Genomic DNA, 14,966 nt, shown 5'->3' with positions numbered 1-14,966 from the left:
ATCTCTTTGATCGAACACTGCCATCGGTCGCTTCCGAACACCCCGGCATACAGCGGGGGATCCTACTACCGGGTCAGTTCGGAAAAGCCGGTTACATGAAAGTTACATAAGCCAAGCCAGCATAGTAATTGTCTGTCTAACCGTTTGAAAAAAATGGTGGGCGGTACAGGATTCGAACCTGTGACCCCTACCGTGTGAAGGCCAGTCTTACGATTGTACGAAATAGTCGAAATTAACAATCATTTGTTATTACATCATTTTATGGCAATATATCTAAATCATTACTTCACTTCTCATGTAACATTTGCTATAAATTCGTTACATGAAAGTTACATGAAATGCCTAAGCTTTTTTTAGACGATTCCATCGTTCTTGCTGCCGACTGTCCGACCGGAAAAGATCAGGAAATTTACTGGGACCACCCTGTCGGTCGAGACGGTCGAATCCGCAACGGTTCGGTGTCCGGTCTCGGCCTGCGGGTCACTGCCTTGGGGCATAAGTCCTTCGTCCATGCTTATCAGTTTAACGGCAAACGGTATCGCAAAGCGCTTGGTTCGAACGTCATCCTCAATGTCGCTTCTGCGCGCCTGGCCGTTGGCCGGCGCGAACGAAGGCTCGAAGCGGGTGAAAACCCTGACTTCGAGGATGGGGACACCCCGCGCGCGCATCTTCTGACGGTTCGCGAGGCGATCGACCGCTATTGGGAGACCCATATCCAAGCGTTGTCGCAGGGATATCAGGGGACTTTCGCGATGTTCGTTGCAACATGGCACAGAAGGTCACCCAAAAAGGCCACCCGCCGTGGGCATAACATCCGCAAGCCGTACTCTGACTTCGGCTCGATGTTTGCCAACAAGCCATTCTCCTCTGTGAAGCCACTGGACATCGAGCGTTTCCAACGACAGTTCTCGTCGCCGTACAGCCACAATGACGGGCTGCGCCACGTCTCGGCCCTCTTCAATTGGGCGATCCGCATGCAGCTCGTCGACATGCGCAACCCCTGCAGCCCAATCCGCGCGCGAAAAGTCATGCGCCGGCGCCGGGACTATTCAACAGAGCAGATAAGGCAAATCGCAGCCCACATCTTCTACCCGGTTATGGAGACCGAACCGGATATCGAAACCGTTGAGGGTTTGGCTAAACGGGACTTGGCTTTGGCCAAGGGCCGGGTCGTCACGGCGAACGACCAGATGCAGGAACTCTGCAATTTCATGGGCATCCTGTTCCTGACCATGGCTCGCCCCAGCGACCTGGCTAAAGCGGAGTTCGGTCACTTCGATTTGGAGAAACTCGTCTGGCGCAAGCACAACACCAAGGGCATTAAACTGTCGCGCTCGATCTATGAGCACGCCTACCGGTCCGTCCCGATCCATCCCAGAGTGGCTGGAATGGTCCAGGCGCAACGCCTGCGCTGGCCTGAGAGCAGCTTGCTGTTTCCTTCGCACGCGGACGCGACCAAGCCCCGCGACAATTTCCGCAAAGGGTTGGACCGGTTCAAGGCTTTGCCAGGAGTGCCGGAATATTTCCAGCTCTACGACCTCAAACGGATTGCCATCTCGCTGATGCTGACGGCCCAAGGGGTTTCGCATGAGGCCGTGTCACACTACGTCGATCACAAGGGCAATCTTGGAACGACGATGATCTACGACCTGCACCTCGTAGACCCCCTCCGCCCAGTAACCGAAAAGCTCGGCTCCCTGCTCGGGATATAGCGCTTGACGTCATTTTTTGGCTGTGTCGCAATAAACCTGCGCCGGTTTCTCGTCGCGACATCCCATCAAAGAAAGTCATATTCATGGAAGCTCTCCAGGCTATCGTGCTGTCGAGCACGCAATTGCGCGGAATGCTCACCGAGGCTGCTAAGCAAGGCGCTACGCTTGCCGTTCAGGAGCTCCGCGCGGATCTTCGCCAGTCGCCCGAAGAGGCCACCTTACAAAAGCTCCGCAGCTATCTGGCCGACTCTGCATCGGTCTCCAATCCGCATGAGCAGTGGGCTGATAGCGGGGTCATCCGCCGCGTTCAGACCACGGCCAACGGCAAGCCAAAATCGACGGCCTGGTTTATGAAATTTCAAAGGCAGACGGGCCTGAACGAATGCATGACCCGGCAGAGCCCCGCGTACGGCCGACGGCGAGAATGGACATTCGCTGACGTTCGACTGGCATGGGGCACCTACTATCGCATTAGCTAGCTTGTGACTGCTGCCACCCCTTACTCTGCATCCCCGCGCCGGGCTCAAACAGCAGTCCTCGCCAGGTGGTCATACTTGCGTATGAACGCGTTTTGAAGCGCGGCCACCGTTTCCAGGTCGTTGGTGTATTGGGTCAAGTAAGTCTCAATCGCCCCTTGCAAATCAGTCCAGTACAGGACTTTTGGCGGCCCTAAATCGACGATGAGGCCAGATTTACTCTTCTTCTTGATGAGATATCCCCCCTTGCTCTGGCCTTCATGCAAGAGGCCACAGCGAATGTCGCGATAGAAGTCGCCCGCGGTCGTCGCGAAGACCGCCGAGAAAGGTGCTTCCTTCGCCAGGAAATCGCGAAACAGTCTCCCGCTGTCGTTGTATTCGCCTTTCTTAGGATCAGGCTTGTCAAGCTTGTAGTTTTCGCCGGTGCGGAGTGCCGCCAGGAATTCGATCAACGCGCATTGGATCGTGACGACGGCAAAACCTTCGCCCCGCAACCGATTAAGCCGGTCGAGCTCCCGTATTGGCTCTAAATATCGCGGTTCAATACGGTCATGAAAATACTCCCGTGCGGTACGCCTCCAAAGATCCGTTGTTGGTTTGTTCAAGAGCTCCTTCGCACGAACGGCCCAATCCGTCGGCCCCAACCTGCCAGCAAGTTTTGCTTCTCCCGAAGTTGTCATAAACCGCCCTCCATGTAGTATCCATTCTAATGCGGTTCTGCCCTAACCGTCATCCTCGATAGAGGGGCGACCTCGAAAGCTTATGTGTAGGCGCCATATGATTGAAGAATGGGAACTTCTCGCCGAGGACGAGGCAATAGAAACCGCCGTGGAACTGCACGGCAAGGACGCAACCACCTCGGTTGCCTATTGCGCCCTGGGGACGTCCGGCAATCGTGAAGACCCCGAATACCGGTTCTGGATCACCCTGTTTTTAAGGCTCGTGAAAAGAGACCATGTCGGCTGGGCTTAACCGCCGCTTGGCTCTCCTCAGCCGCATCAAATTGACTCGCATGTGACTTTTTTTGGGGGTATTTTTCCTAGGTCGTCCGGAGCGAACTGAGGCAAGCGGACGCTTGAAAGCGGTCACCAGGCTTTCTTCGAGGGAGGCAACCGTGCTGGCATGTGGTGTGGCTGATTCCGCCGAATTGGCAATTCTCACCAAAGCCCTGAATGACTATTGCGCGAAGCATGGAATTAGGGGCGAGGAGGAACGCGAACACATTGCGCAGAGGATTATGAGCCTTTTTGGCAGGGGAATTGACCCGAACCGTATAACCGAAGAACTTGAAAGGGTAGGCTAGCGCTGGCCTGCTGGACGGCTCGGCCCGCAAATCCTGTGTCACCTCGATAAGCTGGCCGGGCCGGCCAAGTTCCGGTTCGGAGACGTCCATGTGCAACGATTACGAGCAGCACATCGCCTGGGCTGAGTACTGCCGGATGATGGAATCACTGGCCCTCAAGATCCCGGCCCATCAGACCGAACTCGACCTGCCGCATGCAGATGATGTCCGCATCAACGATCCGGCGCCCATCATGCGCACCGCCGGCGACACCGTCGAGCTTGCCTCGATGACATTCGGATTTCCGCCGTCGGGACCGAAAGGCGGCCCGGTGTTCAACTTCCGCTCTGAAGGGCGACAGTTCACCAACAGCAACCGCTGCCTGGTGCTGGCGTCCGCCTTCTTCGAATTCACCGGCACGAAATATCCCAAGGCCAAGCACCGCTTCACGCTCAACGGCGCGCCATTCATGGCGATCGCCGGCCTCTGGCGTGAAGGCACAGGGAACAAGCCACCCACGTTCACCATGCTCACCACCGAGCCGGGCCCCGACGTCGCGCCCATCCACAACCGACAGATCGTGGTCCTTCAGCCTGAAAATTGGGCGGCCTGGCTCAACCTGACTAAGTCCGAAGCCGAATTGCTGCGCCCGCTGCCGGCCGGCTCACTCGCGGTGGAGACGGTGCGTCCTGAAAAGTCATAGATCGAAAGGCGCCCTTCGCCCGCCGTCTCACCACGCCTGCGGCAAAAACCCCTGAAGGCGCATCGCCGCCAGCGTCAGCGCGATCGCCGTGTTGGCGTGGCCTTGACGAAACAGGAATATGTTCCTTATTCCTAATCCATCTGAAGGAGAGAGGACCGAGGGCGACGCGCTTCGATGGCGCTGGCCGGCGAAGCTATGCCCAAAACGGACGAAGACAATTTTCGCATCGAGGTCTGGGATCGCGACGAGAAGGCGCTGGTCGAGACGATCAGCCGTTCGCCTGATTTCTCGGTCAGCCAAGCCGCTTGGCAGACGGCAATCCGCCGTCGTCCCGGCATGCTGCTGATCCACTACAACAGCCGTCACGTCATGGAGAAAATTCTCACGCCCGGCGAACCTAAACTGCCGCCGCAAACCATCGTGGAAGGCAGCGTTCATGCCGGCATCGACGTGTCGCTCGGCGACCTGCGCGAATGGCACACGTTGCGCGCCTGGTGCAAGAACTGCTCACACCATGCGCCGGTCAAGCCCGCCGCCCTGATCCGCCGCTACGGCAAGGACGCCCTTTTCAGCTCGGTCGAGCGGGCCTTATTTTGCACCGGTTGCGATCGAGGCGGCCCGGTGCGGCTCGAGATCCACAAGCTGCCGCGGAATTAGCGCGGAATCCTCAGTCTTCTAACTGGGTCACATTCAATGAATCGTGCCGCTCTCCACAAAGCGACCAAGGGAGCGGAGATGTAAGACAATATCTCGGCGTAGGTGGTCGCGCTCGCCAAACCTGAGCGAAATCTGTCTCAGGATTGGTTGCACCTGTCTGCTCTTCGCCAGAGGCAGATCAGCGTCGCCCAGCACATACCCATCGTAATCCACGGCACAGATATCGCAGCCGGCCTCGATGACTGCTTGGACGAAAGCCGGGATGTCCTTCTCGCTCATCAGCTTCATCGGCACCTCTTTCATCTCAAAACATCGCCCGGGCCACCGCAACGCCCGCAATATTGCGGATTAGGGTGCAGCCGTCGAGTTCGCAGTCCGTCGCACCCGAGCAAGGGTACTTCTGCTCACCTTGTAGTCGGCAACCAACTGACGGATGTCGTCGCCTGCGGCGAACCTTGCCGCGATGTCCTGGCGCTGCTGCGCCGTGAGTTTCGGCTTCCGCCCGAACTTGACGCCCCTGGCCATCGCCCGCGCCCGTCCGCTTGCCGTATTCTCCAGGATCCGGCGCCGTTGCCATTTGGCCGCCCACCCCACCAGGAAGACGATCAAATCGGACATTTCCGACGTAGTGTCGACAAAGGGCTCGTCCAACAAGCGTAGTGAGGCGCCAGCGGATGAGACCGTTTTGACGATTTGCAGCATATCCAACGGATCCCGTGCCATCCGATCACTGACGACCGCTTGGACGACGTCACCAGGCGCCAGCACTTTCAGGAGCCGCTGCAGTTGACGTCGATCGGCATTCTTACCGCTCAGCTTCTCAAAGAAAATCTTCTGGCAGCCTGCCGCTTCCAGGCGTTCGATCTGAGACGCCAAGTCCTGGGACTCCGTGGAAACCCGCGCATATCCGTACTTCATCCAAATGCGCCTCCCGCTGTTTCAAAACTCACGAGATTTGCAACGTCCTCGCACAGCTATTTTTGTCGATTTTCGCGGTGTTGGTCACCGACCTTTGCCTAAAGTTTGCGCGAAAAACCCAATCCGGCGTTAGTTAGCAATCGCTTATACTACAGATCAAATCTCGTGATTTCTGGATAGGGGTGCGAGTCCTCAATCTCCAGAAAGGTGTCACTTGAAGCGCAACGTAGCATTCTCAATGCTGGCGGTAGCCGTGCTGTCAGCCTGCAACCCTATTTCGTCCAGCCAGGCCGAACCGAAAGACCAGATTGTCGGCCGGTGGGAAAGCCCGAACCTCAGCCGTCACGGTGAATCGCTCTATGCCCAGTTCAATGCAGACGGGAACATGAAGTACATGGGCGGCATGGGTGAAGCCATGAGCGCCGAATGGCTCTTCCTGGACAGCGGCGAGCTTCAGGTAACGACCAATGGCAATGCCCACCGCTGCAACGCCACGATCGACGGCAAGAACCTGACAATCGTGCCGCCCGCCTGCATGTCGGGGTGGGATGAGGTCGGCAATACGGTTACACTGGTCAAGCAGTGAACGAACCGGCGCGCGGCCGGGGAGCACCGGCCGCGCGATATCCTTGATGACCCGCAACGAAGCCCGAGCAGCCCTGCTGCGCCAGATCGATAGCCTGCCCAAACCGCAGGCCGATATCGCGCGCAAGATCCTGCCGACGATGGATGGGATCGAAGACGACGGCGCCTTCGTCCGGGACACCGCCACGCTGCGGGCTGCACTTCAATTCGTGGAATACATGGCGACGGGCGTGCGGCCGAAGACGGAAACCGTACAGTGACCGGCTGCTCCTGGGTGGGCGGGGAGCGCGAGGGGCGGGCCAGGGGCGCCCTCGCCTGTCCTCGGCCGGTTCGATACCGGCCCAAGGACACCTGACGACAGATGCGCGAAAGCCGGGGCATCGCTGCCCCGGCTCTGCGATAGGTTGCCAGCCTATTCGGCTGCCATTGCCAAGTCTTCGCGCTCGGGCCTGAGCGGCGGCCGCAGGGCTGCGGGAAGCCAGCCCTTACCGTCGAGTTCCTTTTCAGCCTCCAACACGCCTTCCGGTTTCGGGGCGCGTTCCACCGCTTTCGCGGCCTCCTCGGTGCAACCGGCCTCCCGCATCACACCGGCAATATCGGCTTTCGATAGCCGGGTCAGGAATGCCGCCTCGGGTGACCACCACAGGCGCATGTCGAGCCCCACCGCCTCCGCCAGCGTGTCGGCATTGGCAATCCGCTCCCGGCTGGTTTCGTGACGTGCCACCACCGCGTTGACGTTGGCAGCCGTGACCGCCGCCAGCAGGTCAAGCAGCACGTCCTGCGGCTGCGCCAGCAGCCAAGGCCACAGGTCGGCAGGGTCACCGGGAAGGCGGTCACCCCAGCCCTCCAAGACCTCTTTCCAGCCGCTCAGCGCACGACAGGCATCCGGCTCCTTGATGGACGGCACAAGATTGCGGCGCTGGCCCGTGACCTCCACGGCTGGCTCGATACGTCCGTGGTGGTAATCATAGAACACCCGGCTCGCCAGCGCATGCAGCATGGCTGCCAGCGCCACTTCGGGACGGTTCGCGAGCTCAACCCGCAGCGCGGCGGTGCGGATAGCCGTCAGTTCCTCGGTCAGCGCAGCCGACAGCCCGGTGGTGGTGTTGTCGACACCTTGCTCATCGCCATCTTCCCCGCCGCCAAGGTCGACCCCACGTGCCTGCCCGTCGCGCAAGACAGCGAGGGCGTTCCGGTCATCGGCCTTCACCAGTCCCGGCGTCACGTCCAGCGTGCCATTGTACGAAATCCCGACCACGCATCCCGCCAGCGCCATATCAGCGGGCTCGAACGCCTCCCTTGACTGCTGTATCGCGTCAATGCGGCTCTCCAGCGCCCGAAGCTGAGCCTCGTCAATCTCAATCTGCGGGTCTCCTTCGGCATACGCGTCAACCTTCTCGGCCAAGGCGTCATACTGCTCACCCAGCGCAGATACTTCCGCCTGCTCGGCTTCGGTCAGGTCGCGCCGCACCGCGTGGATGCGCCCGAACCCGCTCGTGTGGATGACACTGGTGTCGAGTGCGATTTCCACCCACTTCCAGCCCAGAGGACGCAACTCATCGGCCACCGCCTCAAGTCGTTCGCTGGCAAGCTTCACCAGCAGGGGCCGGTCGGTCAGGAAGGTCAACTGGTCTTCGGCAAACAGGTCGCGCAACACCCCGCCCCCGGCACCTTCATAAGCCTCGATGCCCACAAAACGTGCCAGCCGGTCATTGCCCCGCACATGGGCACTGGTCAGGAACGAACGCAGGTTGCCGGGATTACGGCTCCAACCGTCTTGCTCGAACCAAGCTGCTTCCTGCGCCGCGTGGTCGTCGCTGAGCGCCAGGGCCTTGGCCTGTTCAAGGGTCACCTCACCTGCCCGCATGGCATCAAGGATGCGCGGCGACAGGCTCGCCAGCTTGAGCCGCTGGCGCACCGTCATAACGGACTTGCCGAAACGGGAGGCAATGTCTTCCGCCGCCATGCCCTGTTCAACAAGGTCGCGGTACGCAATGACCTCGTCCACCGGATGCATCGGTTCCCGCTGGTCGTTCTCCGCCAATGAAATCTCGGTGTCGCTGCCTTCCTCCCGCAGGACGGCCCTGACTGGATAGTCCTTGGTCACGGCCACGCCTTGCACCGTACGGCCCTCGTCCAGCAGCAAGCGCAGAGCCCCCAGACGCCGACCTCCGGCCACGACCTCGAACTTGGCCCCTTTCGCTGCCTTGCGGGTCACTAGGTTATGGATGAGGCCGTGGGCCTCGATGCTGGCGGCCAGTTCAGCCCTGCCCGCCTCGGAATTGACACGGCGGACATTGGCCTTGCTCGGCACCAGCTTGCCAAGCGGGATGGTGATTTCAGCGGTATTCATGGACTTGCTCCTTTGATTGCGTTTCCGGCGTCCGTTCCCCTGCGGGTCAGGCCACCTGACCCCTGCCACGCGGCGAGCAGCGGGGAGCGAGGGGGCAAGTCCCGGGGGCGGAGGGGTCTCCCCGGTCTGCACGGAGCGAAGCGCAGGAAGATGGGGGAAACCGCCCGCGGCGGCTTGCTGGGAGAGAGGGCCGCGCGCCTCTTTCCCCATCACACAAGAAACGTGCCGCCAGGCACATCCATATCGGCGCAGCCGTGCCGCAAAGCGGCCCCGACAAAGAACGGCGTACAAGGCGGAAGCACCGAAATGCCCGCTAGCGGGACCAAGTCAGATCGGTGCTGGAGAAAGTTCGTGGCCCTGAGACCGGTTCAACAGGGCGGCCGTAGGAGCATCAGCATAGCGCCGCCGCAGGCGGGATGCGGGACCGACAGCCCCCGGCGAAGGGCGCCGGTTCGAATATCTTATGCCTCGTGAGGCTACAGCATGTCGGGGTTCCAAAAGAACGTCTCGATGTACTGGCCAAATGCACGCCGCAACTGCCGAATATGCTTGGGTCTATCGCGGTTGTAGATCAGCACGTAAATGTGCAGCATCCCGAGCCAAATCCGGCCCAGATGCTTTTCAAGTCGGTGGAAGGCTTGCATTACAAGAGACTCGGGCGGACCGTCGCCGTGAACGATTTGATTTCGAACAAGATAGGCGCCGCGAACGGCGTCATAGATGTCGTTCGCAATGTCCATTTCTCCCCAGCCACCCGCCCAAGCCGAATGAAGTGCCAGCCCGTGAGCTTTCTCTTCACGAGGTAATAGGGCCAGGGCTTCAAGAGCGGAGATGAGGCGCACCAGGCGGATCCGATCATGCGGCTCGCTATAGGCCTCCGCGATCAAAGCACTGGCATATCTCAGCCTTTCTAGAATCGGAGAACCTGCATCGGTGCCAGAGGCCATCCACCCGGCGAGGCTCGCCACAATAGCTTGATGGTGCCCCACCCTGTCATCGAGCAGTTCTTTCCAATTGTCCTCCAGGATCGAGCCCCACGGTCCGCTGGAATGAGCAAACTGCGGAGTACCATGCGTATCGAAATAAACCGACGCTCGCGACTTTTCCCAGATAAATCCATCACCAATCCGGATATCATCTGTATGGCCGAACCGGAATGCCAGCCGGATAAGATTCAGGAGCAGCTCGGCGACTTCCCTTGCCACGATCCGAGCCCGCTCATATTCGTGGTCATCAATCGCGACCAAGATGAAATGATCGTAGTCCTTCGAATAGGTCTGCCACCCCTCGACAAATCGGCTTTCGCCTTCGATTTTCCCCGCAGTCTCGACTACTTCGTCGTAGCGCTCTTTGAATACCTTGGCAGAGAGGAGCTGCATTGGGCCAAACTTCACATCGGTGTTCTTGGCCATCGGAGCAAAAACGACCGGCAAAACATAGATTCCGCTCGCTCGTTTGACTCTCTCGACCTGCACGATCGCGCGCTGAACGATGGCGTGCTCTGAGAACCTGTTTAACTTTAAGGCTTTTGGAATGTGCTCTTTGTGGGCCTCAAGCAGCGCCCGTCGCGCGCTGCGATGAGACACGCGACGTTGCTCACCGGTTCTCTCTAAAAGTAAATCTGCGGCCCGATTTAAAGCCCGATTGCCCGCGAGATTCACAAAGCTCGTCGGACCAATGGCAACCTCGAGAAAGACGCCCGGCCGTTCCGACTTCATGAAGTCGCGGTACCAGTCTACTCCAGCGTCCGGCGGCGGCAGTTCTGCCAGCCATTCGCCGAGATAAATATCAATTTGCTGCTCAAGCTCACCCATTCACTTCGTACCCCGGTTCTGGCAACCCGTGCCAGAGCTACCATGCGCCGTGAAGGCGGCAAGCCGAAGGCTTGGAAATGCCTGCCTGGGTCCAGCCGGATGGCCCCGTCGGCTCGGCAGCGACCCTAGTCAGTTAGAGCCTCAAACGGCATCCAGTTGGTCAACGATCCGATGTGATCAGCTCGCAAGTCAGCTCCCTATGAGCGACGGTACTGTTTTCGTTACGAATGCCATCAATGCCGGAAAAGCGGCGCTGAGAACCAGCTTGGTATCAAATACCGTAATTGCCAATTCATTCTTGTCCCCATCGGAGAGTTCTGAGTGGCGGACGTTCATATTGAAAAGAAGAACACTCAAAGTGAAGGCCGAAAATGCGATAAGCGAGAACGACACGGACATATATATTATAATTGAGGTGACGTATTCCGAGAAATCTTTTGGCTCAGGGATCTGTGTCGCAGGCAAGCCAACCCAAGCTGCAAGCTGAAAGACCCCGACTGTTAGTAGAATTGTGGATGCATACATGTTTCTGAAGAAACATTGCTTCATATATTCGATTCTTGCTTTATTTTGCGGAGCATTCTTCGCGCTCCTCCAGTCAGCGCACACTACAAAGTTTGTAATCAATGTTGAAGCAAATGTGGCCGCTGTAACATAAATTCCCATATGAATAAGCGAAACAACCTGTGCAGCCCCCATCCCATCTATGACTGTGCGGCCGGCCAGCGCTCGCTGAAGGGTTCCAATTCCAATGATGTCATTGCCGGCGAGTATTCCGGCCCAGATGCTTTTATCCATGATCAATAGGATTATAGCCAAGCCAGTAGCCGCGAGGTCAGCGACGTAGGTCAAGACCAGCTGAGTCTTAGTCAGAAATATTCTTCGGATGAAGCCTCCATATGCGACTGAATACCAGCCTGCAATTTGAAACAGGACGACAGTCAGCAGGAAGTAGTTCCAATTCGCAGCAAATAGCGCGTCTTTTTGGCTAACAATCGTAAAATTCCCCCCAGAAACACTAAACCTCTCAAGTGCAAACTTTGGTCCGACGAATAATGAAAGCGATAAAACCAATATTCCAGCGTAATACTTGAACCAATTGAAAGTTTTATCTGGAGTTATCGTTATTTTAGGTTCTTTTGTACTATAATAAGTATTGTACTGGCTCGAAAGATGCCGTAGAACTGACCTCATCATACTCTTCCCGATTCATGCAAGCCACCCTGCGGCTTGCAGGAGACTGGAGGACACTATGGACTTCCTTTTTTATAACCTTCCACTACCGTACGTTTTCGCTCTATTTGCGATCATGCTCATATGCGTTGGCGTTAATCATGCTGCTTACGACGAATACAGACGACTAGGTGGCATTTTCAGCTTCACTGCCCTCCTGCTGGAAATCGCGATCTTCATTGTTCTATTGATCCAAGCAAAGGGTATTTTAGTCAGCTTTATATAGAAATGGGCTCCCGATGGGAGCCCATTTCTATATAAATTTTCGCGTGCTGCGCTTAGAGTTGAGTGGGGTGATTTTCACAGGTGGCGAAATTGCCGGAAGCCAACTTCGATGAGATACCGCAAACCTCTTCACACGTCGGTTAAAGGGCACTGGGCGATCAGTGACCAATCTATAGCGTCTAAGACTGAGCCTGGGAAATCGAAGCATCCGGTCTGAACGTGCCCGGCGTCGAAGCCGAGCACGTATTAGAAGACGTTACGTCCTGATCACTCCGTGTCGGCGTGCGACGAGGACATAGTCGGAGAGAGCCTTGTTCGGCTTGAAGTGCCGGTCACGCTCGACCGGCAAGCCAAGGCGCCCACGTACCGACGCAAGTTCAGACAGGCTGACACTGCCAACCTCAGGACAACCCAGCCCAAGATCACAAAGCCCAAAGGCGATATCCGAGTCTTCCGGATCGATCTCGGTAAGCAGCCAGGTTGCACCGGCATCCGGCGTGAACAGTTTAACAACGGGAACGAAGTCGATTTCCCCGTCCGTGCCGCGGAGAGGAAGCTGCTGGCGACCGTTCGCCAGCAGCTTGTTCCGCAGGTCTTGGGTCAAGAGCTGCATGGCCGCCTCCTATTCTTCGTCTTTGGGAGCGCGGAGGACGATGCGTCCGTCGAGCGGCAGGGCGTCGAGGAGGAGCGTGCCACCTTCGCCGTCATCGTGGGGGAAGAAGGCGCCGATGCGGGTCCAGAAGCCCTTCTGGCCGTCCTTGCCGTCGCGCACGGTGTAGGCGTGGTAGATCGGTGACTTCGGCTCGGGCTTCGTCGGGGTGTTGCGTTTGAGGGTCATGGTGTTTTCCTTTGGTTGATGGGTTCTGTCCCGGAGGACGGTTCCAAAGGAGACGGCGCGCAGGGGTGGCTTGTCCCCAACACGGGAGCGCAGCGAAGGAGCGGGCAGGAACGGGACAAGGCGGCCGCGCCGGCTAAAACGAACCGACATTCCCTCCGGACAGTCCATCAACGGAAAACCAGTGACACGCGCGGCACCCGGCGAGGCGAGCCCCATCCGAATACACGACTTCACGGCGACGGCTGGGGCATCCGAGTGGAATGCAACCGGCCTCGCCTGCCCCCATGATGATGATGGCGGCCGCAACCGATCACACTTCGGCCCTGACGCAGGGCCACCGCGTGCCGGTCGACGGAGAGGAGGAGGCCGGGCCAACGAGTTGGCCCGGCCTGCGGGAAGAGCTTTGTCGGACATCCCATGTCCAACAAAGCGGGCGGCCGGCGGTCTGTCACTCGCCAACCTGTTGGGGAGTGACAGACCGCCATCGAACCCACGGTGGAAAACGGGTTTGCACAAACGCTGCCGCATGACCTGCAAATGACGCTGCGCCTCGCTTGGGCAGGCGAAAATCATTTCCGGCGCGATGCGCTGGCCATTGCCAACCGACACCGTCCACTATCCCGGCAGGCAAAGACTGCCTGACGCATCTCACCCGACAATTTCCCCAGCAAAAGGAGAGCACACATGCCTGCTCAAGCTATTCGTGCGCCGCCGACGCGGCCACACCTCCGGTTTCGACCTCTCGGTAACCGGACGCCCAACAGGGCAGACCACTTAGGCTAGCCGACCGGCTAGCTCGGGAGGCTCGTACCGTAAAGAAACTACGCATTCCGGCCATGTCGCGAATGATCTTCGCGGGGTGTCACGATCTACGGACGTGCATCGGCCATCAACACTCAGCCAAAAATAAGAAGCGAGCAAGATGGACGATTTAACCATGGACCTGGTGCGGCTGTGCCAACGCAACCGGGACGGCTCTTACGGCACCCAGAACAACCGCCGGCGCGGCCTGTCCGCAATGGCAAGCGAACTCGCGGACCTCGGCTACAAGCTGCCGGCCGCAGGATCGATCAAACCCAAACACGCCGAGGCTCTTGTCGAACGATGGCTCGACGCTGACACCTCCGACGCCAGTATCCGCAACCGCCTGACGTGGTTGCGCTGGTGGGCGGAGAAGGTCAACAAGCCGAACGTCGTCCACCGTGATAACGCCGTGTACGGCGTAGCCGAACGCGGCGAAATCACGCGCAACCGGGCGCAGACCCTCGATCACGCCAAGCTCGCCACCATCGAATGCCCGCATATCAAGGCCGCTGTCATGCTCCAGGTGGCGTTCGGCTTGCGACGCGAGGAAGCTATGAAATTCCAGCCGCAGGCGGCCGCCCGCGCCGACCATATCGCCTTGCAGGCGAGCTGGACGAAGGGCGGCCGCGCGAGGACAGTGCCGGTCACCACGCTGGAACAGCGTCACGTGCTGGAGCACGTGCTGCGCCTCGTTCCCGGCGCGGGATCCCTGATCCCTGCGGACATGAGCTATGTCGAGCACCTCAAGCGGTTCGAGTACCAGACCCTCAAGGCCGGGCTCCGGAACACCCACGGTTTCCGCCACGCCTATGCCCAGCAGCGCTATGCCGTGCTGACCGGGCAGCCTTGCCCCTTGGCCGCCGGCAAACGCTGGGCCGACATGAACGGCACGGAACGTGCCGCCGACCGTGCGGCCCGCCATCGGATCTCCGCCGAGCTCGGCCATGGCCGCCTGAAGATCACCGATACCTATCTTGGGAGTGCCTTCTGATGAAACGTTCCGAAGGCAACGTCCTGATGGCGACCATCATGAGGACCAAATACGCCGCCACCCTGTTCAAACCCGCCACCATCGCCACGGCCATTGACGATGCGGCCCTGCAAGGCCTGCGCCGCTATCGTATTGTGCAGGAGTTTCCGTTCGACCTTTCCGACACGGAGGAAGCCAAGGCGCTTGAGAAGTGGCTCGATTCCGAGCAGTTCGAATACGTCTGGCGCCCGACGCGCCTCGAACAGGATGCCTACCGCCCGTCGATCGTGGCGGAGTACCCGGAACTCGAAATCTCGTGGTGACTTGCTCGACAGAGTGAAGCCAGGAAGCTGGGGCGTTCGCCCCGGAAGGAAGGGGATGTTCATCCCGTTTCTG

At 58.8% G+C, this 14,966-nt stretch carries 17 protein-coding genes; 9 read left to right on the top strand and 8 right to left on the bottom strand.

What is annotated here, in order from left to right; genetic code table 11:
- Positions 1 to 338: 338 nt before the first annotated feature.
- Positions 339 to 1,712: an integrase family protein gene (locus tag EN808_RS36945; RefSeq protein WP_245525049.1), complete on the top strand. Its 1,374-nt coding sequence runs from the start codon at positions 339 to 341 to the stop codon at positions 1,710 to 1,712.
- Between the two features lie 83 nt (positions 1,713 to 1,795).
- Positions 1,796 to 2,191 (top strand): hypothetical protein, encoded by a 396-nt coding sequence (locus tag EN808_RS08725; protein ID WP_135915572.1) that lies wholly within the window; start codon positions 1,796 to 1,798, stop codon positions 2,189 to 2,191.
- Between the two features lie 44 nt (positions 2,192 to 2,235).
- On the opposite strand, the gene EN808_RS08720 is transcribed toward EN808_RS08725, so the two are convergent.
- Positions 2,236 to 2,868: a hypothetical protein gene (locus EN808_RS08720; RefSeq protein WP_135915571.1), complete on the bottom strand. Its 633-nt coding sequence runs from the start codon at positions 2,866 to 2,868 to the stop codon at positions 2,236 to 2,238.
- Positions 2,869 to 2,968: 100 nt separating this feature from the next.
- Between EN808_RS08720 and EN808_RS08715 the strand changes: the two genes are divergently transcribed.
- The 3 genes from EN808_RS08715 to EN808_RS08705 all read left to right on the top strand — a co-directional run bounded on the left by EN808_RS08715 (position 2,969) and on the right by EN808_RS08705 (position 4,830).
- A complete protein-coding gene (locus tag EN808_RS08715) occupies positions 2,969 to 3,160 on the top strand; it encodes a hypothetical protein (protein ID WP_135915622.1) in 192 nt (63 codons plus the stop codon).
- Positions 3,161 to 3,579: 419 nt separating this feature from the next.
- Positions 3,580 to 4,173, top strand: a complete 594-nt coding sequence (locus tag EN808_RS08710) for an SOS response-associated peptidase (RefSeq protein WP_135915570.1) — start codon at positions 3,580 to 3,582, stop codon at positions 4,171 to 4,173.
- Positions 4,174 to 4,347: 174 nt separating this feature from the next.
- On the top strand, positions 4,348 to 4,830 hold the full coding sequence (locus EN808_RS08705; protein ID WP_245525048.1) for a hypothetical protein: 483 nt from the start codon (positions 4,348 to 4,350) through the stop codon (positions 4,828 to 4,830).
- 33 nt (positions 4,831 to 4,863) lie between these two features.
- On the opposite strand, the gene EN808_RS08700 is transcribed toward EN808_RS08705, so the two are convergent.
- Both EN808_RS08700 and EN808_RS08695 read right to left on the bottom strand, forming a co-directional pair.
- A complete protein-coding gene (locus EN808_RS08700) occupies positions 4,864 to 5,118 on the bottom strand; it encodes a hypothetical protein (RefSeq protein ID WP_245525047.1) in 255 nt (84 codons plus the stop codon).
- Between the two features lie 60 nt (positions 5,119 to 5,178).
- A complete protein-coding gene (locus EN808_RS08695) occupies positions 5,179 to 5,748 on the bottom strand; it encodes a recombinase family protein (RefSeq protein WP_135915569.1) in 570 nt (189 codons plus the stop codon).
- Between the two features lie 214 nt (positions 5,749 to 5,962).
- On the opposite strand from EN808_RS08695, the gene EN808_RS08690 reads away from it, so the two are divergent.
- Positions 5,963 to 6,334 (top strand): hypothetical protein, encoded by a 372-nt coding sequence (locus EN808_RS08690; RefSeq protein ID WP_135915568.1) that lies wholly within the window; start codon positions 5,963 to 5,965, stop codon positions 6,332 to 6,334.
- Positions 6,335 to 6,380: 46 nt separating this feature from the next.
- The gene (locus EN808_RS08685) at positions 6,381 to 6,593 is read left to right on the top strand and encodes a hypothetical protein (protein ID WP_135915567.1); all 213 of its coding nucleotides are present in this window, start codon (positions 6,381 to 6,383) and stop codon (positions 6,591 to 6,593) included.
- Positions 6,594 to 6,745: 152 nt separating this feature from the next.
- Here the strand turns inward: EN808_RS08685 and EN808_RS08680 are convergent, their stop codons facing one another.
- The 5 genes from EN808_RS08680 to EN808_RS08660 form a co-directional block, all read right to left on the bottom strand.
- Positions 6,746 to 8,686 carry a ParB/RepB/Spo0J family partition protein gene (locus EN808_RS08680; RefSeq protein WP_189524075.1) on the bottom strand — a complete coding sequence of 647 codons (1,941 nt, stop codon included), beginning with the start codon at positions 8,684 to 8,686 and terminating at the stop codon, positions 6,746 to 6,748.
- 476 nt (positions 8,687 to 9,162) lie between these two features.
- Positions 9,163 to 10,500 (bottom strand): hypothetical protein, encoded by a 1,338-nt coding sequence (locus EN808_RS08675; RefSeq protein WP_135915565.1) that lies wholly within the window; start codon positions 10,498 to 10,500, stop codon positions 9,163 to 9,165.
- A 189-nt stretch (positions 10,501 to 10,689) separates the two neighbouring features.
- Positions 10,690 to 11,694, bottom strand: coding sequence for a hypothetical protein (locus EN808_RS08670; RefSeq protein WP_135915564.1), 1,005 nt, complete (start codon positions 11,692 to 11,694; stop codon positions 10,690 to 10,692).
- 520 nt (positions 11,695 to 12,214) lie between these two features.
- Complete coding sequence (locus tag EN808_RS08665) at positions 12,215 to 12,571, bottom strand: DUF2958 domain-containing protein (RefSeq protein WP_135915563.1); 357 nt, start codon at positions 12,569 to 12,571, stop codon at positions 12,215 to 12,217.
- Positions 12,572 to 12,580: 9 nt separating this feature from the next.
- Positions 12,581 to 12,796 (bottom strand): hypothetical protein, encoded by a 216-nt coding sequence (locus EN808_RS08660; protein WP_135915562.1) that lies wholly within the window; start codon positions 12,794 to 12,796, stop codon positions 12,581 to 12,583.
- A 922-nt stretch (positions 12,797 to 13,718) separates the two neighbouring features.
- Between EN808_RS08660 and EN808_RS08655 the strand changes: the two genes are divergently transcribed.
- Positions 13,719 to 14,591: a phage integrase N-terminal domain-containing protein gene (locus EN808_RS08655; protein ID WP_135915561.1), complete on the top strand. Its 873-nt coding sequence runs from the start codon at positions 13,719 to 13,721 to the stop codon at positions 14,589 to 14,591.
- Positions 14,591 to 14,893 (top strand): hypothetical protein, encoded by a 303-nt coding sequence (locus EN808_RS08650; protein ID WP_135915560.1) that lies wholly within the window; start codon positions 14,591 to 14,593, stop codon positions 14,891 to 14,893. The genes EN808_RS08655 and EN808_RS08650 overlap by 1 nt, the downstream gene beginning before the upstream one ends.
- Positions 14,894 to 14,966 lie beyond the last annotated feature (73 nt).

Source organism: Mesorhizobium sp. M8A.F.Ca.ET.165.01.1.1 (assembly GCF_004792065.1).
GTDB lineage: Bacteria > Pseudomonadota > Alphaproteobacteria > Rhizobiales > Rhizobiaceae > Mesorhizobium.
The sequence above is the reverse complement of the archived record's forward strand: the minus strand, read 5'-3'. Positions and strand labels throughout refer to the sequence as shown.